This window comes from Rhizobium sp. BK491 (genome assembly GCF_014194925.1).
Lineage (GTDB): Bacteria > Pseudomonadota > Alphaproteobacteria > Rhizobiales > Rhizobiaceae > Rhizobium.
The window spans coordinates 114,390-138,968 of sequence record NZ_JACIAR010000004.1 but is presented as its reverse complement, the minus strand read 5'-3'; the positions used below and the strand labels follow the sequence as shown (position 1 = coordinate 138,968).

Here is a 24,579-nt window from a genome sequence, read left to right as displayed (position 1 = left end):
AATACAATTTAGAGCCAATCTTCCTCCCGCTAATGGAAAAAGCCGTCACAACGTTCATTGACAGATAATCGATTATTTTTAATAGTCGGCGCCAGTGGAGGTACCCTTATGGCCGTAAAAACTGAAAGCGAGTTGACGCCTGCCGTCCTCGCGGTGATGAACAAAACCGAGGATCCACGTCTGCGAGAAATCCTCATGGCAATGGTGAAGCATCTCCATGCATTCGTGCGCGAGGTGAGATTGTCCGAAGTCGAGTTCCGCGAAGCCACGGCGATACTCAACGAGATCGGACAACTGCAGACGGACAGCCACAACGAGTTTGTTCTCATGGCCGGATCTCTCGGCGTGTCCTCGCTGGTTTGCCTTTTGAACAACGGCGACGGCGGCCAGACGGAGACGTCGCAGTCTCTTCTTGGCCCGTTCTGGCGCCTGAACTCTCCCCGTGTCGAAAATGGCGGCACGATCATCCGCTCCGACACGCCAGGCACGCCGCTCTATGTCCGCGCCAGGGTCGTAGACCGGGACGGCAGGCCGATCGCGGGTGCCGAGGTCGATGTTTGGCATGCTTCTCCTGTTGGGCTCTATGAGAATCAGGACCCCGATCAGGCTGAGATGAACCTTCGGGGCAAGTTCACCACGGACGCCGACGGCCGCTTCTGGTTCAGTACCGTGAAGATGGTCGGATACCCGATCCCGGTCGATGGCGTCGTCGGCCGACTGCTAAAGGCGCAGGGACGTCACCCGTACCGACCAGCGCATCTTCACGCCCTGATCTTCAAGCAGGGATACAAGACGCTGATTTCCCAGGTCTTCGATCCAAGCGATCCCAACATCGATTCCGACGTTCAGTTTGGAGTGACGGCAGCCCTGACCGGCGACTTCGTCCGCCATGACGAACCGCATCCGTCCGAACCCGGCATCGAGGGACCCTGGTTCTCGCTCGACTACACCTACGTCATGGAGCCCGGCGAAGCCGTGCTGCCGCGCCCGCCAATCAAATAACCAACGACAGAGCCGAACCGATGATCACAGAACAGGAACGCCGAGAGGCGGCCAACGCCCTTCTGAAGGCCGAAACCGATCGCAAGCCAATCGTTCAACCGAGCAAGACCTATCCCGGTCTGGAGCTTGAAGACGCCTACAAAATTCAAGCGCTCTGGGCGGAGGCTCGGACTGCTAGGGGTGCTCGGGTCGTAGGCCACAAGATCGGTCTTACGTCGCGCGCGATGCAGATGGCATCCAAGATGACCGAGCCCGACTATGGTGTCATCCTCGACGACGCTCTCTACAACGACGGAGCGCAGATCAAGGCGGAGCTCTTTATCAAGCCCCGCCTCGAAGTCGAGCTCGCCTTCGTGATGGGCGAGGATCTCGAGGGGCCTGGTACGCGGATCTACGACGTGATGAGGGCGACCGAATTCGTAGTCCCGGCTCTCGAGATCATCGACTATCGCACCGAGGTTCCAAGGGCGATCACCGACACGATTGCCGACAATGCCGCTTTCGGAGCGATCGTTGTTGGCGGGCGCATCATTCGGCCAATGGACGTCGATATCCGCTGGGTGGGCGCCACCCTCTCGAAGAACGGCATTATCGAGGAATCCGGTGTTTCTGCAGCGATCATGGGCCATCCGGCAGCCGGGATCGCCTGGTTGGTAAACAAGCTCCATGCCGTGGGCGGGGGTTTGAAAAAGGGGCAGATCGTGCTGGCCGGCTCTTTCACCCGCCCTGTGGACATAGCCCAGGGCGACGTGATCCAGGCCGACTACGGTCCCGTCGGCTCAATTGGCGTCTCATTCGTGTGAGGATGTAATGGAACTCCCCGTCAACAGCTTCAAGCGAAAACTCCAGGCCGGTCAAAGTCAGATCGGATTGTGGTGCGGCCTTCCGGGCAGCTATACAGCGGAAATCGTCGCACCGTCCGGTTTCGACTGGCTGCTTTTCGATACCGAACATTCTCCCAGCGACGTTCTTACTGTGCTTCCACAGTTGCAGGCGGTCGCGCCGTACGACGTCGCCCCCGTGGTTCGCCCAGCCTTTAACGACCCCGTATTGATCAAACGTTTTCTGGATATCGGCGTCCAGACGCTTCTCATTCCATATGTGCAGAATGAACAGGAGGCGAAGGCGGCCGTGGCGGCGGCGCGTTACGCACCGCGAGGTATCCGCGGCGTATCCGCCCTCACCCGCGCCACCCGTTTCGGGCGCGTGCCGAGCTACGCGCAGACCGCCGAACAGGAAATCTGCCTCTTGCTGCAGATCGAGACGCGAGAGGCGCTCGATCGGCTTGAAGCCATTGCAGGGGTCGACGGAGTCGACGGGATCTTCATCGGTCCGGCAGACCTTGCAGCCAGCCTCGGTTATCCCGGCCAACCGGGACATTCCGAGGTAGTTTCGGCAATCGAGAATGCGATCGAGCGCTTGAAAGCCGTCGGTAAGCCCTCGGGCATCTTGACGCCTGACGAGAAGTTTGCGGCTCGCTGCATTGCGCAGGGAACGCTGTTCACCGCTGTTGGCGTCGATGTTGCTCTCCTTGCCAGAGGATCGGAAGCACTTGCGTCCAGGTTTTCGCACTAGAGCCGGATGATTTTAGGTCTGTTCGACCTAAAATCTGAATCCGCTCTAGACTCAAAGAAGTAGAGCCGGGTTTCGTCCGAAAACCGCCTACACTTTTCGGTATCACGCTCTGGGGGAGACGTAGCATGTTCAGTCTGGAGCAGGTCCGGTCGGAAATAGCGTCGGCTGGATCCATTAGGGCCGCCGTCAATATGTCGAACGCAGCATTGATCCGCTGGGACGAAAACGCGGGCGCCTTAGTAGGCCCGAGCGCGGAAATTGCGGATAGGATCGCCCGCGAACTTGATCGGGGGCTTTCCCTCATACGATACGGATCCGCGGCGGATATCCTTTCCGCTGCGGACGGCGGCGAGTGGGACATCGCCTTCATTGCGTCAGACCCATCAAGAACCGATCGCTTCAGCTTCTCGCCCCCCTACATCTCGGTCGAGGCCACCTACCTGGTTCCGGTAACTTCATCCTACCGGACGGCGGACGAGCTGGATACCACTGGAATTCGCATCGCTTCCGCGCGTAGCGCAGCCTATACGAAGCAGCTTGAGCGAACACTCAAGCGAGCGACGGTGCTGCATGTCGACAGCCCCACGGCGGCCCTCGACTTTCTCTCAAACCGAGAATGCGACGCGGCGGCTGGACTGACCGAATTCCTCTTCAACGCCTCGGAGCGGATGGAAGGCTTCCGGGTGGTAGATGGAGTGTTTTCGCAAATTCCTCAGACCATCGCGGTGCATAAACGGGCCACTAACGCCTCGCTCTTCCTCGCGGACTTCGTGCGGCGGCTCGGCGGTGCGGATGCTGGGGAAGAAAAAAACGGAGTTCCGTGAACCCTGCCTCTACGCATAAACCCTGCGCGGGCACAGTTTACCTCTAGATCAGCCGAACGCGCCGTGCCGCCACAACCCGATAAAGCGGATCACCCCAGACCAGTTGTTCCTGTAATGCCGAAAAGACCAAGCTAATGTCGTGTTCGTCGTTGGAGGCCACGGCCGTGGCCCTTATCTCTGGCCAGTCCGGTACCCGCATTTCACGCATCGCCTGAAGCGCTTCGGCGGTCGGAAGCGCCGGGAAGCCGATTTTCGGAACGAGTGTGGCAATCACCTGCCAGAAGGCACGGTAGAGCGGCAGGGGATCATCCAGATGCGGCGCGACCAGCCGAGCCCAATGCAAGCCGGTAACGGCGTGGAGCGCCGAGAAATCCATAGTCGAGGCGAATAGGGCGAGCGCCGTCTCCGCCATGCGCTTTGGCGTCGCTTCATCAATGCGCAAACGATCGATCACCGGCGGAAAGTCCGGTAAGGCGGCGACTTCGCGTATATTATGCCAGAGAAGATCGGTCTCAGGCACATAGTCATGTGCGCCGGCAACATCATTCATCGCAGCGAGAATCGCTGCCGGATCGTCCGTGTCGGGCTCTATTCCAGTCGGACCCGGCAAGGGCAGATAACAGGTCGCCCAGTATCCGAGCGCCGTTCCCACTTCCTTCGTGTCGCTGTTGAGTACCGCGTAGGCCAGCCGCATCAGCGGGTGCAGCGCACTGCCGGCCACACCCTGGATCAGCAGAGGCAAATAATGGCGGATCGCGGCATCGGTTCCGAGCCGTTCGACTTCGGCGATGAAATAGGCGCGGTAATCGGATTCCCGCGTCCGGTCACCCAGCGCCGCATCCCAACGCGCACGCTCGATCGGAACCACGGGCGGCGGCGCGGGAACAAGCTGGTTTGCCACGCGGTAAATCTCATACCATTCGTCGAGACGCTCAGGGGATGCGCCCATGCGATCGAGTGCCACGAGGACCATCGGAGCGTGATTGGCCAACAGATAGGGAAATTCCACACTCTCACACCGGGTCTTCTCCAGAACTCGGCCGAGCGGAAACGCTGGTATGATTGTCATGATGACACTTCCTTTATGCCTTGTCTCCACCGTGGCCGCGCGGATCGAAATGATGCTCCTGATAGGCCGCAAGGTCACGGAGAAAATCGTCGGCCGCCTCGTGAAAGAGACCGCCCACCACCGCATCGACGATCTGCGGCAGACCGTATTTCATGCCAGTCACACCGTTACTGATCGGGCCGAGGCTGGCAAGGGCCGAGCAGTTGAACAAATGGATATGCGACAGCCAGCCATGGGTCACCGCATTCTTCGGCGTCAGTTCGAAGCCGCGCCCGAGATAGGGGTGGGCCGCGATCTCGGCGGATGTCTCGCCATCCGGCGGCGTGAAGCGATCGGACCAGAAAGCCACATGCGGCGCAATGCTCTTCAATTCGGCGCGCAGGGTGAAATCGATCGTATAACCGGTACCAAGCAGAAGATGATCGGCGCTGAATGTACCGCTGTCGCTTGCGATCACAACCCGCCCGGCATCCAATGTCACGGACCGCACCTTATGACCCAGCGCCATGGTGAAGCGCGGATCGGACACTGCACGATCGAATTGATCCTGTGTCGGCGGGATCTTGAAGCCATTGTAGAGCCGGATATAGCGCCATTTCTGTAGGTCCGACAGGTCACCGAAATGACCAAGGAAGCCCGGAAAATTGGTCCAGGCCAAGACTTCCGTCCGGCCGAAATTGCGTGAGCGGCCGATCATAACAACGCTTTTTGCGCCCTTTTCCAAAGCCGTTGCCGCCCAGTCGAAGCTGGAAGTCGCCGAACCCAGAATGGCGACATCTCGATCCTTGAGATGACCATCGTCTGCGATCTCGGCACTATGGGTCCAATATGGCTTGGGCAAGGTACGAACGACATCGGGAATCATCGGCGCGCCGCCGCCATCAATACCGGTCGCCAGCACAAGCCGACGGCATTCGATCTGTTGCGTTTCACCGTCCGCTTCAAGCACAAGCCGCAGCCAGCCGTCGACTTGCGAGATACCGGCAAGGCTCTTGCCGTTGGCCACATCCGGCTTCGTCACCGCACGATACCAGCCGAGATAGGCCATCCAGTCTTGCCGTGACATCTTGTCGAGGCTTTCGTAGGCGTCTGTGCCATAGACCGCTTCGTACCAGGCGCGCGGCGTCAGCGACGGCAGGCCGAAATCCGGCCCCGCGAGATGTTTCGGCGAGCGCAGCGTCTTCATGCGCGCGCAGCCGATCCAAGGCCCTTCCCGCCCCGTCTCGGCCTTGTCGATCACCTGAACGCCCTCAATGCCGCGCCGTTTCAGGCCGAAGGCGATAGCGAGTCCCGACATGCCAGCCCCGCAGATCACGACATTATAGCGTGCGACGCGAGCAGGTCCTGGCTCTGGTGCTGAAGCCCAGACCCGCCCGAGCGCTTCCGTCGCCTCCATTTCGCCGACAAGCCGTTTTTCGAGCGTTTCAAGTCGCGATATGCTGAGAGCGCCATTCATGTTCGATCCTGACACTTCTTTCTTCAACACGGCCTCGCGCTAGTCCGCCATGACCGCAAGTCTTTTAAGCAACCCGACGGATGCGCAAAAACGAGGCATACTGCACAATCGTCAAGCAAAAAATGAGCGATATTGTTCAATTTTGTTATATTCAGGCCGTTATTGCTTTTTTGTCAAGTGTACTTGAGTGCGTTTTTGTTTGATGTATAGTGGCAACCAATCATGAAAAGGAGAACATTAATGACATTCATGAAGGGGAATTTTCGGAAATTTGCTACCGTTTGCATCGTTGCCCTGACAGCGGGCATGGCGCAGGCCGCCGACAAGCCGCTGGCCGGCATCACACTCAATCTTGCATCCATGAACGACCAATTTTCGGCCGTGCTGGCGCAGATCGCGCCCGAGTTCAAGGAAACGACGGGCGCGGAACTCAAGGTCGACATCATGGACTACGGCTCCCTGCTGACGAAAACGACCGCCGACTTCGTCGGGCACACCGCCGGTTATGACCTGATCACCATGGACATTGTCTGGGCAGGGCAGTTCGCCGCCAATGGTTATACGATCGATCTCAACGACCTGATGAAACGCGACGCCAAGGAGCTCGATGCCGCCGACATCTATCCTAAGCTCACGGAAGCGCTCGGCAACTACAAGGGCAAGCAGGTCGCCTATCCCTTTGCCGGCTATGCCAACGTCCTCGCCTATCGCAAGGATCTCTTCGATGCCGCCGGCCTGAAGGCTCCGGAAACGATGGAAGACCTCGTTGCCGCCGCCTACAAGCTGACCGACCCGGCCAAGAAGCAGTACGGCTTTGTCGCCAACGGCCAGAAAGGCCCGGCGGTCGCTCAGGACTGGATGCAATATAACGCTGAGATGGGCGGCGCCATCCTCGACAAGGACGGCAAGCCGGCGCTCAATTCCGAAGCCAATATCAAGAGCCTGACTGTTTATCGCGATCTCTTCAAGAAGGCAGCCCCTCCCGGCGCTGCCGACTATGACTGGGGCGGCCGCGAGGAAAGCTTCCGACAGGGCATCGCCGCCACGATGCAGACTTGGTCCGTCGGCGCGCCCGGCTATTACGATCCGAAGACGTCCAAGGTGGTCGGTAAGGTCGATATCGCGCTTGCCCCGCGCGGCAAGGGTTTGCCGAAGATCTACGGAATCGGCGGCTGGGGCATGGCCATCAATGCCGATGCGAAGGACAAGCAGAAAGAAGCCGCCTGGACCTTCATCAAGTGGGTCACCAGTCCTAAGATCCAGAAGGAGATGAACATGCTCGGCGCGGGCAGCTATATCCGCAAGAGCACGATTGCCGACAAGGAGCTGAACGCCAAGTATCCGTTCCTGCCTGTCCTCAACGAGGTCTTCGAGAACGGCGACGGCGACTATCGCCCGCGCATTCCGGAATATCCGGAAATCCAGGACATCCTGGGCACGGCGGTCAACTCCGTCCTCGTTGGTACGGTCGAGCCCAAGGCCGCGCTTGATGCGGCGCAGGAAGCAGCCGCCAAGCTGTTCTAAGAACAGGCCCGCTTCACGAAAGACCATGAAGCGGGCCTTTCATTTCGAGGGCGATGGTCGGGCCGGCTTTAGCGGCACGCTGAAGGCAAGATTCCGTTTGCGCACCGGCCCGTTTTCCTCTCAGATCGAAACGCGAAGCAATTGGCCATTCGGTGATGACGAATTACGCGATGAACCTGACCAGTTCCGTTGACAGCAAGGCGGCCACGCGCTTCCCCTCGGTCTCTTTTGCCACGCGACGAAAATTCTTCCTGTTTGCCATGGCGCTCCCCGCCGTCGCCTACGTGATCGCGCTCGGCGTCTTCCCGCTCGTAAAGGGCATCTGGTACAGCCTCTACGAATACAATCTCCTGAAGCCGGCGCGGACGCATTTCGTCGGCATCGACAATTACATCAACCTGCTGGCAGATGCCGATTTTCGCGGCGCCATCGCCAATACGGTGATCTTCACCGTCTTTTCTGTCGCCATCGAACTCGTCTTCGGCTTTGTCATCGCGCTGGCGCTCTGGCGCGACGACCGGTTCAATCGCGTCTGCCTGACGTTGATCCTTGTTCCCGTCACCATTACGCCGCTGGTCGTCGGCCTCATCTTCAAAGGCTTGCTGCTCGCCGACTACGGGATGGTCGGCTATTATCTTGCCCAGTGGGGTATCACCGATCCGCGCGGCCTCTTCGCCACGCCGTCGACTGCGCTGGCCACGCTCATCTTCATCGACGTCTGGGAATGGACGCCGCTCGTCGCGCTTATTCTACTGGCCGGCCTAAAGGCACTCCCAGGAGATCTCCTGGAAGCCGCCGCCGTCGACGGAGCAACCGCCTGGCGCACTTTCCGCTCCATTACATTGCCACTCATGCTCCCCGCCGTCATGCTGGCGCTGACGCTACGCACCATCGACGCCTTCCGCGTCTTTGACAGCGTGTTCGTTACCACCGGCGGCGGACCGGGCAATTCCACCAACACTCTCATGGTCTATGCGGTGAAGGAGGGCCTAAGCTTCTTCAATATCGGCAAGGCATCGGCGATTTCCAACATCGCGCTTCTGTGCGTAGCGATCATCGCCGCCTGCTTCATCTTCATGATCCGCCATTTCGACAAGAAGGCCAACGGCCGATGACGACACGCTCCATGGTCTTTGATACGGCGCGCCGCGGCTTCCTGCTGCTTACTCTCGCCTTCTTCCTGCTGCCCTTCCTGTGGCTCGCAATGACCGCCTACAAACCGTCGAACGAGATCTTCTCCATTCCGCCCCATCTCTTCTTCGCACCGACGCTGGACCAGTTCCGCAATGCACTGCGCATCTTCGATGTCGGCAGCCTCATCACTTCCAGCCTCTTGATTGCAGGCGGCTCGATGCTGCTTTCGCTGATACTCGGCGTTCCGGCCGGCTATGCGCTCGCCCGCTCGGCACATCCGGCCGCCATGGGCGTTGCCTATTTCTTCATGACGATCCGCATGGTCCCCGCTGTCGCGGCGCTTATCCCTTTCTATCTGCTCATGCGCGATATCGGCCTCATCGGCAGCTGGTTCAGCGTCGTCCTGATCAATTGCGTGCTCAATACCGCCTTCGTGAGCTGGATGATGTTTTCCTACTTCCGCGGGCTGCCGAAGGAGCTGGAAGAAGCGGCGTTGACGGATGGCTGCGGGCAGTTCGGCGCGTTCTGGAAAGTATCCTTGCCTGCGGTGCGTTCCGGCATCATCGCCTCTGCGCTTTTCTGCGTGCTCTTCTCGTGGAACGATTTCCTCTTCGCCATGTTCCTGACGCGGCTCGATTCCAAGCCGATCTCCGTGGCGTTGCTTTCGGCTTACGGCACAAAGGACATCACCTGGGGGACGCTCGGGGCGTTGGCGCATTTCTCGACCGTGCCAATCGTGCTCATCGTGCTCGTCCTCAACCGCTATTTCGTGCAGGGACTGACCAAAGGCATCAACTGAGCGAACAAACATTGGCGATTAAAAAGGCGTCACCTCGCGGAGCCGTCTTTCGTCATTTCGAACAAGTCAAACAAAAACATAAAGAGCGCTTCAGGCGATTTCGTTTTTACCGGAAACCCTCCCCCGAGAACCTTTCTCAGGCCGCTTTCGAAGCCAGGTAATTCTTCCAGCCGGCATGCGCCGTAATGTCGATCGCGCCGTCCAACGCTACGGTCTCGCAGAGAAAGCCGGATACCTGGCGACCGTTCTCAAGCGCGAGCTTACCGATCCCCAGCGGCTGCGGAATGCGCTCGACGAAATCGGCAAAGCCTGCAAGCGGCAGTGACCAGATCTCGACCTCGATGCCCGGCCCCTTGGCGCTTGGATCGCGAACGAGACCCGGCTTGGCCGGTGTCGTGCCGGTGAGCGCATAAAGCCGATAATCACCTGTCGTGCGGGTCTGGCCACGGAATACGCCGCCGCGCTCCGTCAGTTCATGATTGAGCGGCATGCCGGACAGATGTGCGCCGACAACGGCAATCTCGCGGTGACCGGCCGGAATTTCCGTTGGTGCGCCATAGGCCGGATAGGGATTGAGGTTCATGCCAAGCCCGATACCGGCGCGACGGTGGAATTCGGCCGCGATCGCCGCCGCTTTCGCTTCAGCCATGCCGGGGGCGAGGAAGGTGACACCCGAGGGCAGCCCATCGGCGCGGAAACCATTCGGTACGGCGATCCCGCAAAGGCCCATCAGATTGACGAAATTGGTATAGATGCCGAGCCGCGCATTGAGCGCGATCGGATCGGCGAGAATCTCGCTTTTGCGATAGATCGTCGGCGTCGTCGGCACCAGAAGCACTTCGATGTCGTCCCAGATCGGGCGTGTCGCGCATTTCAACTCGGCGATGCGGTGAATGGCGCGGAACGTATCGAGGGATGAATATTGCCCGCTGTTTTCGAGGATCTTCTTTGTCACCGGATGGATCGCGTCGCCATGCTGGGCCAGCACCTTGTCGAGACTGAGCGCGCGCTCCGAAATCCATGGGCCTTCATAGAGAATGCGCTGGGTTTCCTCAAACGCGGCGAAATCGACCTCGACCGCCGTGCCGCCCATGGCATCCAGTCGTTTGATGGCTTCCTGGAACAGCCGCTCCGCCTCGCTGTCGCCGAAGAAGCGAAGCGAAGCGCCAGCTGGAACGCCGAAGCGGAACTTCGGCGGGGCCGACCGCATGTCGAGCGCGACATGATCGGCCTCGGGCTTGGAAAAGGGATAGGTCGGATCGTATCCGGTGATGATGCGCATGACCGCCATGCCATCCTCCACCGTCAGCGCGAAGACGGATACGGTCTCGATCGTCTTCACGCAGCCGCCGCCCGATACGCAGGCATTACTGACAATGCCCGGCGTCGGCTTGATCCCGACGATATTGTTGAAGCCCGCTGGCACGCGGCCGGAGCCGGCAGCGTCGTTGGCGATGGAGAAGCTGGAAAGCCCGGCCGCCACCGAAACGCCAGAACCGGAACTGGAACCGCCGGAAATATAGTCATCGTTGAACACCGACGAGCATGCACCATACGGCGTGCGCATGCCGACAAGGCCGATGCCGAACTGGTCCATGTTGGTCTTGCCGATCAGGATCGCACCATTGTCGAAAAGGCGCGTCACCACCTGACCGGTGCTTTCAGCGATATAGGCCCCCTCTTTCAGCGCGTTGGTCGTCGGCAGGCCGATAACGTCGTTGCAATCCTTGATCGAAAAAGGAATGCCCCAGAGAGGACGGCCGTCATAGCCGGAATTCTCCAGCTTCTCGGCCGCTCTCAGCGCATCGGCGCGGGAGACGAGATAGATCCAAACATGGTCCTCCCCCCGCGCCTCGATCCGATCATAGATCGCATTGACGACCGTGTAAGGCTTGAGCTGACCTGAAGCATAGGCAGCAGTCAGCTTATGGAAGTCGAGGCTGCCGGTCTCGGCCGGCCAGTGAAAATCAGACATGTCGATCCTCTTCAGGTCGGGATGGGCGCCCTCAGCGACGAGAACAGTTGATCCGAGCGCGCCACGGTGCCGAAAAGCCCGTTGCCGAAGACGGTTATGCGCAATTGCCCGGCATGACGGGCATCCGTCGTTCCCTTGCAAGCATCGGAAACGGCGATGCATTCGAAACCCATGTCGTTGGCAGCACGCTGGGTCGCGTGCAGTAGGCCTTCGGTTGGAATACCGGCCAGCACCAGATTGCGGATGCCGCGCCGTCGCAACCAGGCATCGAGCCCGGTCGAATAGAAGGCGTTGTCGCCCGGATGATCGAAGATCGAAGCCTCCACCCGCAGGCCGAGCGTGTCTGAAAGCTCCCATTCCGGCGTCCCCGGCGCAAAGACCGGATCGCCCATGGCGGCGCGGCGGGCGGCAACCGGGGAAAGCGCCTCGCTGCGGCCGCGCCGGCTCGCAATCACCGGCAGGCCGGCCTCCTGGGCGCGTGCGATCAACTTTGCCGCGACAGCGGCCTCCGGCTCCGCTCCCAGTGCGGCGATCGTACCGTTCTGGAACCCCAGAATGAGAAGCGCGCTGTCGGCGGCGTTCCATTGCCCATCGAAGGGCCAGGAATAGGGAGTGGCGGCAATGCCGGCGAAGCTGTCAGCCATGAAGCGCCTCCATGGCGGCACGGAAGCCCGCGAGATCGGACACCATCCCCCAGCGCCCGCCGAAGGCTTTCAGGATATCCATCGTCGCTTCGTGATTAGCCGTTTCGACCGCGGCTGTGCAATCTTCGAGAATGACGCATTCGTAACCGCGCTCGAAGCCGTCGCGGAAGGTCGATTGCACGCAGCAATCCGAAGTGACGCCGATGATGATGAGATGGGTGATGCCTTGAGCCGTCAGCCTCGCATCGAAATCGGTCGCATGGAAACTTGACTTGCCCGGCTTGTCGATCACCGTTTCGCCGGTGAGCGGCACGAGCTCCGGAACGATTTCGAAGCCGGGTTCGCCGCGCACGAGGATGCGCCCCGAAGCACCTTCATCGCCGATGCCGAGCCCATGGATGCGGGTACGCCATTGCTTGTTAGCGGGCAGATCCGATAGGTCCGGCTTGTGGCCCTCCCGGGTATGGAAGACGGCGAGGCCCGCGTCCCGTGCGATTGCCAGAGCCTCCGCAACGGCCGGAATGACGGAGCGCGTATTGTTGACATCCTCACCCAATTGATCGACCCACCCGCCCGGCGCGCAGAAATCGACCTGCATGTCAATCACGACGAGCGCCGCTTTTGCTGCGCGTTCAGGCGGGCTGCATGGCCAGAAATTCGTCATGCGCGAAGTCTCCGCTCCTCGACGAGATTGAGGATCGCCGAGAAGTCGGTGAAATCCGCGCCATAGCGCAGCACAGGCATGCCCGCCGCCTGCGCCGAGGCCGCGCCCACGACGCTATCCTCGACGGCCAGCACGTGCGAAGCATCAAGGCCAAGACGCTCGCAGGCAAGCCGATAGGGCTCGGGATCAGGCTTGCCATGCATCACATCCTCGCGCCCGATCGCAAAGGCCATCGCGCGGTCGAGCCCCATGGCCTTGAGATTGGCCTCGACAATGCGGCGAGACGAGTTGGAAACCGCGCATTGAACAAGCCCCGCCGCGGCAAGCACAAGCACCGTCTCCGGCGCACCCGCCATCGGCTGCAACTCCGCGGTCCGCTCAATATAGGCCTCGACAATCTCGGAGTTCCAGGTCTCGGGGCGAAGTCCGGGCGGATAGAGCGGTGCGAGCACCGTCCAGACATCACTCATTGCCACCCCGATGAAACGCGTATCATCGGCCGCGATGTTGACGCCATGGCGCTCCGAGACAGCCATCAGCGCCTTATGGTGAACCGGTTCGCTGTCGATCAGCGTCCCGTCGACATCCCAGGCAATTGCCTTGATCATGGCTGGCCTTCACGCTCGAAGAAGGGTTTCAGCGACCGGTAGAGATCGCGGTAGTCGGCATAGATCCGGTCACCGGCGGTAACACCTTCGGGCGAAGGCTGCAGCACCGCGCCAAAACGCACGGAAGCCGCGGCATCGTCCCATGCTGCAATGCCGGAGCCTGCCGCCGCCACCCAGGCCGCGCCAATCGACGAACCGAAGGCGTCGGACAAGACATGAACCGGCTGACCGCAGATATCGGCGACGATCTGCATCCAGACGAGGCTTCGGCTTCCCCCGTCGGAGGCGATCAGCCGTGTTGCCGGGCGCCCGGTTTCCGCAAGCACATCGAGATGATGGCGGAAGCCGCAGGCAATCGCCTCCAGCACCGCGCGCCACATATGGCCGCGCGCGTGACCGAGACTGAGGCCCGTGATTGTACCGCGCGCCAACGGGTCATGAATCGGTGTCTTCTCGCCCAGAAAATAGGGCAGTGCGCGCACGCCGTCCGCGCCAGCTGGGACGGTCGCCGCTTCTTGGTCAAGCCGCTTTAAAACATCGTCGCTTTCCGAGCCACCGATGAGGGCGGCAAGCCACCTGAGAAGCGAGCCTGAGGAAGCCATGCAGCCGTTCGGCGCATAAAGGCCGGGAACGAGATGGTAATCAAGGAAAAGCCGGCGGTCGGGCTCCGGCCAGCCGGCAATGGCGATGATGTCGCCTGCCCCACCAAATTTGAGGAGGACATCACCGGCCTGCGTCAGGCCAGCTGCTAGCGCAGAGGCGATATGGTCGGCGGCTCCACCGAAGACAGGCAGGCCTTCCGGCAGGCCGGTCAGTTCCGCCGCTTCCGCCGTCACCGCGCCGATGACCTCATGCGATGCGACCAGCTCCGGCAGGACGCCGGGACGAAGCCCCGACAACGCCACAAGGTCGTCCGCAATCCGGTGATCGTCAAGATCGATGAAGCCCGCTTCAAGCGCCCAGTTGCGCTCGACCGTCAGACGGCCGGTCAGGTGCATGTTGATGAAATCATAGGAGCCGAGGACATGGGCGATCCGGCCATAGACATCCAGCTCATGCGCCCTCAGCCATTGCAGTTTCGGGGCGACCAATTGTTGGGTCAGGCCCTGGCCGGTGCGGCTAAGGAAGCGCTCCTCGTTCAACGCCGCTTTCATGGCTTCGACTTCCGCCCCACAACGCGCGTCACTCTGCTGGATGCTCGGGCGCAGTACGCGGCGTGCGCGATCGAGCAGCACCACAGCCGGCAGCATTCCGGTGACGCAGACACCGGCAAGTTCGCATCCTTCAGGCAGGCGCGCGATCATCTCCCGCACCACGACCTGCGTGTTCGCCCACCATTGCCCGGGATCGGCCTCGGCAAAGCCGGGATGCGGCGAGGACAAGCGCGAGGGGCGCGAGGCCGAGGCCAGCGGCTCGCCGGCCTCCGACATCGCTACCGCGATCGTCGAGGTCGTGCCAATATCGATGCCGATGAACACTGGCATGCGGAAGAACCTTTCAGTCGCGGATCGCGTTTTCGGTCTCGGCGTCGAAGAAATGCAGTTCTGCGGGATTGACCGACAGGGATAGCGTCTCGCCGAGGCGAAGCGCATACGTGGCCGGAACAGAGGCACGCAATCGAGGCCCGGAAAGCGAAACCTCGTCGGCTTCCGCCGTCACCTCCTCCAGCTTGCCAGCCCCGCCAATATCGAGATGGACGAGTTTCGTGGCACCGAAATCCTCAATGAAGGCGATCGTTCCTTCAATGCGCCCGAAACCGGGATCAACGGCGTCCGTGGCGCTCAACGCTTCGGCACGCACGCCGACAATGATCTCCTTGCCGACATGACGCACAAGTGCCGGACGCCTGGCAATGACAGGCTCGGGCACCGGCAGGCCGAACCCACCGGCAGCAGCAGCCAGACCGCCCTCGCCGACCACCAGCGTCGCTTTCAGGAAGTTCATCGACGGCGTGCCGATGAAGCCGGCAACGAAGAGATTGGCGGGCGTGTCGTAAAGCGCACGCGGCGTGCCGAGCTGCTGCAAAGCGCCAGCGCGCATCACGGCGACGCGATCACCCATGGTCATGGCCTCGATCTGATCATGCGTGACGTAGACGGTGGTAATACCGCTCAACTTCTGCAGCCGGGCGATTTCGGCCCGCATCTGGCCGCGCAGCCGTGCGTCGAGATTGCTCAAAGGTTCGTCCATCAGAAACGCCTTGGGCGCGCGCACCAGCGCCCGGCCCATCGCCACGCGCTGTCGCTGACCGCCTGAAAGCTGCCCTGGCTTGCGGCCGAGATAGGCATCGAGTTCGAGAAGCTTGGCCGTGTCCCTGACCTTGCGGTCGATCTCCGTCTTGCCGACGCCGCGCACGGACAAGCCGAAGCCGATATTCTCGGCGACCGTCATATGCGGATAAAGCGCGTAGGACTGGAAGACCATCGCGATATCGCGATCGCGGGGTGCAAGGCCGTTGGCAACGGTATCGCCAACCAACAGGCGACCGCCGGTGATATCCTCAAGACCCGCAATCATTCGGAGAGCGGTCGACTTACCGCAGCCGCTCGGGCCGACTAGAACCAGAAACTCACCATCCTCGATAGTGAGATCGAGGTGCTGGATTGCCGCATATCCGTCCGGATAACGTTTTTCCACTCCCTCAAAGACGATGGATGCCATGATCTCTCCGATATGATGCGGCTTGGGCGGCCGGCTTGCCCGTCAGGTCATATAGACGCCGCCAGTGACATTGACGCCCTGGCCGGTCATGAAACGGGCGGAATCCGAGCAGAGGAAAACGACGACATCGGCGACGTCCTCGGGCGTCTCCAGTCGTCCGAGCGGCGTCTGGGCGATGTAGTCTTCAACGACACGTTCAGGACTAACGCTGCGCAGTTTGGCTTCCCAATCGATCTCGCGCTCCTGCATGCCGGTCTTGACGAAACCCGGGCAGACGGCATTGACGCGGATGCCTTTCGAGGCCAATTCGCGGGCAAGCGCCTGTGTCCAGCCGAGAACGGCGAACTTGCTGGCAGAGTAATGCGCCAGCAGCGGCGCGCCGACCTTTGCGGCAAGCGAGGCCGTGTTGACAATCACCCCCTGGCCCTGCGCCACGAAGCGGCGCGCAGCGATCTGGTTCGTCAGAAAGATGCCGCGTGTATTGACGTCAAAGTTGAAATCCCACTCCTCGTCGGTGATCTCCAGCGCATGCTGCATGGTGGAGACACCGGCATTGGCAATCAGTATATCGTAGCCGCCCATGATATCGGCTGCTTGTTCGAACGTCTTTTCCACGAAGGAACGTGAGCGAACATCGATCTCCAGAGCGTGGCCGGAAATCGACTGTGCGACTGTGTTCGCCGCGTCCAGATTGATGTCGCAAATGGTGATCTTGACGCCTTGTTTCGCCAGCGCCCGCGCGATTGCGCGGCCTATTCCACTGCCCCCGCCGGTGACGATGGCCTTTAAACCCTCGAGTTCCGCAAATTTCGGATGTCCCACGAACCATGTCTCCGACCAAAAGAACACGTCGATCATATAGCAACAAAAACGTACAAATCAATCGAAATTTATGTTTGAATTTGTTCGCTTTCTGAGTTAAGCACTGATCATGTAATGGGAGGACTGGACTTCGGGTGTATGCGGCCGCAATCACCCAGCCGCCTTTTCTAAATGAAAGACAGACCAATGATCGCAGGCCATGACGCTGAAACGCAGACAATCGAAAGGACGAAAGTTCTTGCGCGCACGCGCCGCGCCTTCATTTTAGATGCGGTGGCCGAAACGGGCGCCGTATCCGTCACGGAAATTGCTGCGCAGCTCGGCGTGTCCGAAATGACTGTGCGGCGCGACCTGACCGAACTGGAAAAGGAAGGCCGGCTTGCCCGCACCCATGGCGGAGCAGTAAGCACCGATCTTACCGCAATTGCCGAACCCGGCCTTTCCGCAACCATCTCGCGCCTCAACGAGCCGACCTTTCAGGCCCGTCTTGCCAAGAACGCATTGCCGAAGCGGTTGATTGCGGAAGCGGCGGCACAGGTCGCTTCCGGACTTCGCACCATCGCGCTGGATGTCGGCACGACAACATTCCTGCTTGCCCGGTTGCTCGCCGGCCAGCAGCATGTGAAATTCTTTACCAACAGCGTGCGAAACGCTACCCAGCTTGGCGAAGGCTTGGCGGAAGTCTACCTGCCGGGTGGGCGGATGAGAAACGATGAATTGTCGATTTCCAATGCGACGGCGATTTCCCAGTTCGAAGCACTTTGGTTCGACATCGCCTTTGTCGGCGTTTCCGGACTGACGTCGGATGGTATTTATGACTATTCCTTCGATGATACGGAGATGAAGCGCGTCTATCTCCGCCGCTCGACAAAGAAGGTCGTTCTCTGCGACGCATCGAAATTCGATTGCATGTCGCTCGTCCACATCGCGCCGCTTTCACAATTCGACATGCTGATCACCAATGCATCGCCGCCGCCCGAACTGGCCGAAGCGCTTGAGGCTGCCAAGGTCGAAGTGATGGTCGCCGGCTCGCCCTCCTGAAACATCCGGTTTGTGAAAACACGCTTTCTCTAACGCCCAATTTCGGAGCTTTCGATGGTTTTTGAATTTTTTGGTGACAAGAAGAAGGTCGTCATTGCCATGGCGCATATCGGCGCCCTGCCGGGTTCGCCGAATTATGATCCGAAAGGCGGCGTCTCGAAGCTCATCGACGACGTGATGGAAGATATTCGCGCGCTGCAGGAAGGCGGCGTCGATGCCATCATGTTTGGCAACGAGAATGACCGGCCTTACGAGTTGAAGGCGCCTCCGGAAGGTATTGCTGCGATGACGGCGATCGTCCAGGCTGCAAAGGCCGAACTCAAGATCCCCTTCGGCGTCAACTATCTCTGGGATCCGACAGCCAGCGTTGCCATCGGTGCCGCCACCGGCGCAAGCTTCGTGCGTGAGATCTTCACCGGCGTCTTCGCTTCCGACATGGGTATCTGGGCGCCGGATTGCGCGACGCCGGCGCGGCTACGCGCCAAGCTCGGCCGCACCGATATGAAGATGCTGTTCAACATCAATGCGGAATTCGCCCATTCGCTCGACCAGCGCCCGATCGAGCTCCGCGCAAAGAGCGCCGTGTTTTCCTCGCTTGCCGATGCCATCCTTGTATCCGGCCCGCTGACCGGCCAGCCGGTCGATCAGTCCGGCCTGCGCAAGGTCTGTGAAGCCGTGACGGATGTTCCCGTTTTCGCCAATACGGGCGTCAACAAGGATAATGTCACCGGCATCCTCTCCTGCGCCAGCGGCGTCGTCATCGGCACTCATTTCAAATATGAGGGCAATACCTGGAACAAGGTCGAGCCCGCCCGCGTCAAGCGCTTCATGGACGTCGTCAGCACTATTCGCTGACGACGCTCTGGCTCAAAAGTCTCCATCTTGCAAAGTCATGAGTGGAGTGACGATGTGGACGCCTCCCCACCAGCGACGGAGTCCGCATAGGGAAGTACCCGAGGAGGAAGCTTGGAAAATCATCATAGTTCCAATCTCTTCGCCGCCGAGCCACCACGAGCTCCAGGTTTCCGATCAAGCCGGTCCGTATCCCCGGCTCGAGAGAACCTTTGAAAGTGACGATGAAGCAGCCTTCGCGGAGAAGACAAGCCAATCCCAGGTCAGTTCTCAGCGCAAATCAACAGCGCCTGCCGATGATCGTGAAATCATGCATCACTTCGACCCGATGGCAGCGGCGGTTCGACAAGCATCGCGACCTGCCGAAAACCTTCTCTTCCGCCACCTCTGTTGCCAATATTTCAATTTAACCTATATAAGGTCTATCGACCATTGCTTGCGACATCGTCGAGGAGCCTCTGCGCCCTCGCCGGATTTCCTCTCAAATAATCGATCTAATCCCGCAAGGTATCGCGGGGCAAACAACGATTGCTATGAAAGGAAATCGTTATGAACACTGGTACAGTAAAGTGGTTTAACTCCACCAAAGGCTTCGGCTTCATTCAGCCTGATGATGGCAGCACGGACGTTTTCGTCCATATCTCCGCGGTAGAGCGCGCCGGCATGCGTTCGCTCAACGATGGTCAGAAGATCACTTACGACATCGTGCAGGATCGCAGATCCGGCAAGAGCTCGGCTGACAATCTTCGGGCCGCATAAGTTTGTCACGGCTTTGTGCGACCACGGATGTACTGGCGCGCTGAAACCATGACCGAGGAAGGTCGGGATACGTCCCGGCCTTTTGTTTTTCATTTCGAACGGAGAACGACATGGCAAATGGTCGTTACCGGCCGGGCGACAGCATCGTCCTGAAGCCTGGAATTTTCGGAAACGCCCAGCCGGCCGGCCGCATCGTGTCTGTGCTGCCTGTGTCACAGGGCGTTGTCCATTATCGCGTCCGCTTCCAAAGTGAGAGTTTCGAGCGGAGCGTCCGTCAGGACGATATCGATGCCGGGGCGTCACCATCGTCGCTTTCACCGGCGCAAGCCGAGATATCGCAAACATCGAAATCGAGCTGGATCAACTCGAATTCAATCCGCACCAAGAAATAAATCCAGCGCGAGCTGAGAAGGAGAAGTTTTGCAGGTTCTGGTCAGAGACAACAACGTCGATCAAGCACTCCGCGTTCTGAAAAAGAAATTGCAGCGCGAAGGTGTATTTCGGGAAATGAAAGCCCGCAGCGCCTATGAAAAGCCGTCCGAAAAGCGCGCTCGCGAAAAGGGCGAGGCGGTCCGCCGCGCGCGGAAGCTTGCCCGTAAGCAGGCACAACGCGAGGGCTTGCTGCCGGCGCCGAAGAAGAAAGTCGTGGCGCGAGCTCGCTAACGTCCAGCGTCTTTTGGAACGCACCTGCTGAAATGGAGGAAGCATGACAAAGACGAGAGACAATCTGTTCAAGCCTGAAAAGCTGTCAGCGCAGACCAAGTCCGAACAGACGACGTCGATTGCCAAGGATATCCTGGCCGATGAGGCCTCCGCTCGACAGAAGAAGACGGACAGGCTTCGCGCGCTTCGTTTGGCGCAGGAGCCTGCGCCTGCGCCAGCGCCGAAAGCAAAAAAGAAAGACAGGAAGGGATAGCGGTTGTCTGGCGGTTCTTCGCCAGACAACCGCTCGCTTTCCCGCGGCGGAGCACTATGTGAGGTTTGGGAGGCAATGTCGTCGTCCGGCGGCACGAGGCCTAACAGTTGGGCCGGCCTCATCAGGTCTAGTCAATCGTCGCGCTCGTACCAACCGCGCGACAACACCTAAGCAATGTCTCCACCCTCCAAGCATCATCACCTTTTAGACGGCGCATTTCGCTCGCACTGAAGAGACTGCAGCCGTGAGCGCCCCGCCGGCCTGCTTCGATGTCGACGCCAGCTCCATCGTGCTTTTGTCGTCAAAGGCAAGATGCACAGTCATGCCTTTCGACATTAAGATTTGGACCCGGTCTTACAAACGCCTCGACAGCCCGAACAGCCATGTTCGATTCCCGGGAATGGACCCATGCCTGGGCTGAAGCGATGGATTTCGCGAAGTCTTTGCCAACCTGCGGCATTGCCTCAACTATCGCCGTGCAAAATTCTTCTCTCCATCTCTTCAATATTTTCATCATTGCATCGTGCACGGGAACAAAGCAGCGTATTATTCCCTGTGTAGCAGACCGATAGTTAGATTTTTGTATTTCTTCGAACCATTACTTATTGCCGGAGATGCAGGGCAAAGGGGCTGACACCATAATGGTGACGCGTGCGCAGCAAATTGGCGTCGTTATCGGCCTGGCCTTCGTCACGGCATTGACGACCCTGCGGGCAAGCGATCCTCCGTTGCTAAGGCTCGCCCGCGATTTGACATTCGACCAGTATCAGCGCCTGGTGCCCCGGACGTTCGAAAACCAGCCTGTCCGGGTCGTCGACATAGACGAGGCATCGCTGCGGGAGTTCGGTCAATGGCCCTGGCCAAGAAACCGGATTGCCGCGCTTGTCGACAGGCTTTCGGATCTGGGCGCGGCCGCCATCGCTTTCGATATCCTCTTCGCCGAGCCGGATCGTCTGTCGCCGCGCAACGTCGTTCGCGATGTCATGGGCGTCGATTCGTCATTGCTTGGCAAACTGCCTGATAATGATGAGATTTTTTCCCAATCGCTGTCGGGAAGGCCGGTGGTTCTGGGCTTCGGCCTCTCCAACGAAGGAAACTATCTGCCGCCGGTCAAGGCAGGATTTGCCTATACCGGCGAAGATCCCTCCGGTGCGCCGCCGGCGATCAAGGCCGCCACGCCGTTGCAGCCGCAATTGGAAACCAATGCTGCGGGGCTCGGCCATATCAGCCTCAATCCGGGCGCATCATCGGCGGTGGTGCGTGCGGTTCCGCTTTTTCTCAGCGACGGCAAGCAGCTTTATCCCAGTCTCGCGCTTGAGGCGCTTCGCGTCGCACAGGGAGCCTCCACCTACGTGCTTGACGCTGCGCCGCACACACCCAATACGCTCACCCGGGTCAAGATCGGCAATTTCGTCGTGCCGGTAACGGCCGCGGGCGAGCTGTGGCTCTATGTCAGCCGCGATACCGCGGAGCGCTATATTTCGGCAAGCAAGATACTCGCGACCGAAGGCGCCTCCGCCGATATGAGAGCCGCCATCGAAGGCAGTATCGTTTTCGTCGGAACCTCCGCTTCTGGCCTCCAAGATGTCCGCACGACGGCCCTTGACGAGAATGTGCCGGGTGTCTCCATCCACGCGCAGATCGTCGAGCAGATCCTGTCAGGCCGCTTCCTTTCCCGACCGGATTGGGCAGACGGACTGGAAATCCTGTCCATCGCCGTCCTGGGCAGCCTTTTGGTGATCGTCACCACCTTCGTCAATCCGGCCACGGCCCTCGCCTGCGGCCTGCTGATTACCTTTTTTGCCCTTGTGGCCTCCTGGGCTGCCTTTCTTTATGGGGGGCTTCTCTTCGACCCACTGGCACCGATCGTCTCGGGATCGATCACGCACTTCGCTGCAACGGCATTCCGCTTTCTCGTGACGGATCGGGAGCGGCGCGACGTGCGGCGGGCTTTCGGCCATTATCTTTCGCCATCGCTGCTCCATCGCATCGAGCATACGCGCAATGCCCTGCGTCTCGGGGGAGATGAACGCGAGCTGACGGTCATGTTCGTCGACGTGCGAAACTTTACCCAGATTAGCGAGGAGATGAGCCCGAGCGCCGTCGTCGCGTTTTTGAACACGCTGCTCGATGCGCTCAGCCACCATGTCATCGCCAATGAAGGCACGCTCGACAAGTTTATCGGAGACTCGATCATGGCCTTCTGGAATGCCCCCGTCGATGTCTCCGATCATGCCGGCAAGGCCGTGCGGGCGGCTCTTGGCATGCGCGAAACACTCGCACGCCTCAATGGCGACGATGCCTTCGGTTTCGGAGACGCGCGACGGGTCGGGATAGGGATCGGCATCCATACGGGGCTCGCCTGCGTCGGTAATATGGGGGCCGAGACCCGTTTCAATTACACGGCAGTTGGCGATGCCGTCAACATTGCCGCGCGTATCGAATCCGCCTGCAAGGACATCAATTTCGACATTCTGGTATCCGAACCGACGGCGGGCTTGCTGCCCGACTGCGCCCTGCTCGAAGCGGGAGCGCTGACGCTGAAGGGTAAGAGTATGCGAACCAAGCTCTTTGCGGTGGTCGGCGACGAACGCGTGGCGAGATCCGCCGGATTTGTCGAATTGCAGGCTACGCACAGGCAGCTTGTGAATGCCCTGCGAACTCGGTCAGCGAGCAGCCGCAAACTCATCAGTGCCGCCAAACTTAAGGCGCAAGCCGCGGCAACAGGACTGTTGCAGGGCTTTTACAGCCACATTTCGCGACGAGGCGGACATTTCGCCGACGAGACTGCGGAGGAAAAGGCAGCCGACATCTAGCTGATTTGGAAGCCATCCTGCGCAACCCACGGCGCTATCGCTGGTGATGCCCACCACCGTGATCGCCATGGTTGCCGCCATCGCCCTGGCTGTCCTTGTCGTCTCCTTGATGATCACCCCATCCGTGATCGCCTCCGCCATGATGGTCGTGATGTTCATGGTGATCGTGATGCTCGCCTTCGTCGCCATCATGCTCGTGCGGTTTGCCTGACTTGTCGGGCGCACTTGGCGGATTCGAGACATCCGGCGTGCTGGGAGTTTCGTGTGGTGCGGCAGGCGCCTCGGCGTGTGGCGATTCCTGGGGGCTGGGTGCGCTCGGCGTATCGTGCGGTGCCGGTGCTGGATTATTCGCCGGAGCGCTGCGCGGAGAGATCCCGTTAGGCTGGCCTCTCATCGCCGTCGACAGACCGCAGCCACCGCCGGCAAAACCCATTCGTCCCGAAAGTTGCTGATCCCCGGACAGAAAAGGCAGAGCCCGCTGATTGCCCAGTGTTTTGAGAACGTCGCGATTGACCCGACGAGGTTCACTGATCTGACCGTTGCGCTTCGCAACGACACAATCACATTGCTGTTTCAGTTGCCTGCAGCCGCCAGCGCCGCAGAATTGCGCAGCGCCGTTCAACAGCACGACCGCCGTCGTGCCGTTCGCCCCGACATAAAAATCAAACGCGGTTCCACGCACGCCGATCGTTCCGGCGGGCGTCACGATCTGATAGGCTGAGTGGTTCGAATTTCCGCTCATCCAGCGAAAGCTGCCCTTTGCCGCATTTATGGTCAGCTTTTTCACTGCGCCCGAGTCATCAAACACGAATTTGTCGATGGTAACGGACGATCCGGCTCCGACAGCCAGTCTCGTGCCGTCCCGAAATGTGAACTGTCCGAGGCCCGAAATCGAGGTGCGAATTTGCTCGTCCCGATGAACGGGATCGTCGACCGCGAGCGGACCACCAGCACCCGTAACTTCGGTTTTAATCAGCACCGCCTGGCCGACCTTCTCGGCGGCTTTCGAAGACAATGGTGCGAGTAGCATGGCGCTCAGCACACCGGTCACGGCGTGACGCAAACAAAACACCGCACCCTCCCAATATTACTTATATATTATCATAATATTTTAATAAATACAAATCGTAATTCATAATCACAAATATGTATATCTTTAGACCGTCGAATTAAAATTCGCCAAAACATGCGTGTATTCCGCTGAATATGTTTTTATATATATATTCTTGAAGGAAATTTATACAGTAATTACAATAATATGCCCGGCGGCAGCTCTTGCGGATATCTCAAAAAAGAGGTGCCTATTCAAGGCTGCTGAGCTCGAAGAATTTGAGGCAGGCTCCTTGAACAAGGCGTAAGAATATCGGCTGGCAGAGGCCCTCGAAAGAGTTGGCTTTGGTCGCGCGCAATGTAGACTGGCGAACTGTTCCGGATGTTG

Annotated in this window: 24 protein-coding genes; 14 read left to right on the top strand and 10 right to left on the bottom strand. The window is 59.6% G+C overall.

What is annotated here, in order from left to right:
• The first annotated feature begins 108 nt into the window (after window positions 1-108).
• The 4 genes from FHX05_RS18995 (at window position 109) to FHX05_RS18980 (ending at window position 3,401) form a co-directional block, all read left to right on the top strand.
• Window positions 109-1,002, top strand: a complete 894-nt coding sequence (locus tag FHX05_RS18995; RefSeq protein ID WP_183873778.1) for a dioxygenase — start codon at window positions 109-111, stop codon at window positions 1,000-1,002.
• 20 nt (window positions 1,003-1,022) lie between these two features.
• The gene (gene hpaH / locus FHX05_RS18990; protein WP_183873776.1) at window positions 1,023-1,805 is read left to right on the top strand and encodes a 2-oxo-hept-4-ene-1,7-dioate hydratase; all 783 of its coding nucleotides are present in this window, start codon (window positions 1,023-1,025) and stop codon (window positions 1,803-1,805) included.
• 7 nt (window positions 1,806-1,812) lie between these two features.
• The gene (gene hpaI / locus FHX05_RS18985; RefSeq protein ID WP_183873774.1) at window positions 1,813-2,577 is read left to right on the top strand and encodes a 4-hydroxy-2-oxoheptanedioate aldolase; all 765 of its coding nucleotides are present in this window, start codon (window positions 1,813-1,815) and stop codon (window positions 2,575-2,577) included.
• 125 nt (window positions 2,578-2,702) lie between these two features.
• Window positions 2,703-3,401: a transporter substrate-binding domain-containing protein gene (locus FHX05_RS18980; RefSeq protein WP_112608511.1), complete on the top strand. Its 699-nt coding sequence runs from the start codon at window positions 2,703-2,705 to the stop codon at window positions 3,399-3,401.
• Between the two features lie 43 nt (window positions 3,402-3,444).
• Here the strand turns inward: FHX05_RS18980 and FHX05_RS18975 are convergent, their stop codons facing one another.
• Entirely contained in the window at window positions 3,445-4,470 is a 1,026-nt protein-coding gene (locus tag FHX05_RS18975; protein WP_183873772.1) for a questin oxidase family protein, read from the bottom strand.
• Window positions 4,471-4,483: 13 nt separating this feature from the next.
• Window positions 4,484-5,926 carry an NAD(P)/FAD-dependent oxidoreductase gene (locus FHX05_RS18970; RefSeq protein WP_246699006.1) on the bottom strand — a complete coding sequence of 481 codons (1,443 nt, stop codon included), beginning with the start codon at window positions 5,924-5,926 and terminating at the stop codon, window positions 4,484-4,486.
• A gap of 306 nt (window positions 5,927-6,232) precedes the next feature.
• Between FHX05_RS18970 and FHX05_RS18965 the strand changes: the two genes are divergently transcribed.
• The 3 genes from FHX05_RS18965 (at window position 6,233) to FHX05_RS18955 (ending at window position 9,383) form a co-directional block, all read left to right on the top strand.
• A complete protein-coding gene (locus FHX05_RS18965) occupies window positions 6,233-7,450 on the top strand; it encodes a sugar ABC transporter substrate-binding protein (protein WP_246699039.1) in 1,218 nt (405 codons plus the stop codon).
• Window positions 7,451-7,620: 170 nt separating this feature from the next.
• Window positions 7,621-8,565 (top strand): sugar ABC transporter permease, encoded by a 945-nt coding sequence (locus FHX05_RS18960; RefSeq protein WP_112398863.1) that lies wholly within the window; start codon window positions 7,621-7,623, stop codon window positions 8,563-8,565.
• On the top strand, window positions 8,562-9,383 hold the full coding sequence (locus FHX05_RS18955; RefSeq protein WP_183873768.1) for a carbohydrate ABC transporter permease: 822 nt from the start codon (window positions 8,562-8,564) through the stop codon (window positions 9,381-9,383). Before FHX05_RS18960 ends, FHX05_RS18955 begins: the two co-directional genes overlap by 4 nt.
• A gap of 136 nt (window positions 9,384-9,519) precedes the next feature.
• On the opposite strand, the gene atzF is transcribed toward FHX05_RS18955, so the two are convergent.
• Genes atzF through FHX05_RS18920 form a run of 7 tightly spaced genes read right to left on the bottom strand, consistent with a single transcriptional unit; the run spans window position 9,520 to window position 16,757 of the window.
• Window positions 9,520-11,358, bottom strand: coding sequence for an allophanate hydrolase (gene atzF, locus FHX05_RS18950; RefSeq protein WP_183873766.1), 1,839 nt, complete (start codon window positions 11,356-11,358; stop codon window positions 9,520-9,522).
• Between the two features lie 11 nt (window positions 11,359-11,369).
• Window positions 11,370-12,002, bottom strand: a complete 633-nt coding sequence (locus FHX05_RS18945; RefSeq protein ID WP_183873764.1) for a cysteine hydrolase — start codon at window positions 12,000-12,002, stop codon at window positions 11,370-11,372.
• Entirely contained in the window at window positions 11,995-12,666 is a 672-nt protein-coding gene (locus FHX05_RS18940) for an isochorismatase family cysteine hydrolase (RefSeq protein ID WP_183873762.1), read from the bottom strand. The genes FHX05_RS18945 and FHX05_RS18940 overlap by 8 nt, the downstream gene beginning before the upstream one ends.
• Window positions 12,663-13,274 (bottom strand): HAD family phosphatase, encoded by a 612-nt coding sequence (locus FHX05_RS18935; protein WP_183873760.1) that lies wholly within the window; start codon window positions 13,272-13,274, stop codon window positions 12,663-12,665. The genes FHX05_RS18940 and FHX05_RS18935 overlap by 4 nt, the downstream gene beginning before the upstream one ends.
• A complete protein-coding gene (locus FHX05_RS18930) occupies window positions 13,271-14,758 on the bottom strand; it encodes an FGGY-family carbohydrate kinase (protein WP_183711298.1) in 1,488 nt (495 codons plus the stop codon). Before FHX05_RS18930 ends, FHX05_RS18935 begins: the two co-directional genes overlap by 4 nt.
• 13 nt (window positions 14,759-14,771) lie before the next feature.
• The gene (locus FHX05_RS18925; RefSeq protein ID WP_183873758.1) at window positions 14,772-15,935 is read right to left on the bottom strand and encodes an ABC transporter ATP-binding protein; all 1,164 of its coding nucleotides are present in this window, start codon (window positions 15,933-15,935) and stop codon (window positions 14,772-14,774) included.
• A gap of 42 nt (window positions 15,936-15,977) precedes the next feature.
• Complete coding sequence (locus FHX05_RS18920) at window positions 15,978-16,757, bottom strand: SDR family NAD(P)-dependent oxidoreductase (RefSeq protein ID WP_183711294.1); 780 nt, start codon at window positions 16,755-16,757, stop codon at window positions 15,978-15,980.
• 186 nt (window positions 16,758-16,943) lie between these two features.
• Between FHX05_RS18920 and FHX05_RS18915 the strand changes: the two genes are divergently transcribed.
• The 7 genes from FHX05_RS18915 (at window position 16,944) to FHX05_RS18885 (ending at window position 23,141) form a co-directional block, all read left to right on the top strand.
• Window positions 16,944-17,798 (top strand): DeoR/GlpR family DNA-binding transcription regulator, encoded by an 855-nt coding sequence (locus tag FHX05_RS18915; RefSeq protein WP_183873756.1) that lies wholly within the window; start codon window positions 16,944-16,946, stop codon window positions 17,796-17,798.
• 54 nt (window positions 17,799-17,852) lie between these two features.
• Window positions 17,853-18,653: a BtpA/SgcQ family protein gene (locus tag FHX05_RS18910; RefSeq protein WP_183873754.1), complete on the top strand. Its 801-nt coding sequence runs from the start codon at window positions 17,853-17,855 to the stop codon at window positions 18,651-18,653.
• 546 nt (window positions 18,654-19,199) lie between these two features.
• On the top strand, window positions 19,200-19,409 hold the full coding sequence (locus FHX05_RS18905) for a cold-shock protein (RefSeq protein WP_075852595.1): 210 nt from the start codon (window positions 19,200-19,202) through the stop codon (window positions 19,407-19,409).
• Window positions 19,410-19,519: 110 nt separating this feature from the next.
• The gene (locus FHX05_RS18900; protein WP_112335990.1) at window positions 19,520-19,801 is read left to right on the top strand and encodes a cold-shock protein; all 282 of its coding nucleotides are present in this window, start codon (window positions 19,520-19,522) and stop codon (window positions 19,799-19,801) included.
• A gap of 28 nt (window positions 19,802-19,829) precedes the next feature.
• Complete coding sequence (rpsU, locus tag FHX05_RS18895) at window positions 19,830-20,072, top strand: 30S ribosomal protein S21 (protein WP_095436084.1); 243 nt, start codon at window positions 19,830-19,832, stop codon at window positions 20,070-20,072.
• Window positions 20,073-20,115: 43 nt separating this feature from the next.
• Window positions 20,116-20,325 carry a hypothetical protein gene (locus FHX05_RS18890; protein WP_183873752.1) on the top strand — a complete coding sequence of 70 codons (210 nt, stop codon included), beginning with the start codon at window positions 20,116-20,118 and terminating at the stop codon, window positions 20,323-20,325.
• A gap of 641 nt (window positions 20,326-20,966) precedes the next feature.
• Window positions 20,967-23,141: an adenylate/guanylate cyclase domain-containing protein gene (locus FHX05_RS18885; RefSeq protein WP_246699005.1), complete on the top strand. Its 2,175-nt coding sequence runs from the start codon at window positions 20,967-20,969 to the stop codon at window positions 23,139-23,141.
• A gap of 34 nt (window positions 23,142-23,175) precedes the next feature.
• Here FHX05_RS18885 and FHX05_RS18880 read toward each other — a convergent pair whose 3' ends face one another.
• Window positions 23,176-24,213 (bottom strand): FecR domain-containing protein, encoded by a 1,038-nt coding sequence (locus FHX05_RS18880; RefSeq protein ID WP_183873749.1) that lies wholly within the window; start codon window positions 24,211-24,213, stop codon window positions 23,176-23,178.
• Window positions 24,214-24,579: the final 366 nt, after the last annotated feature.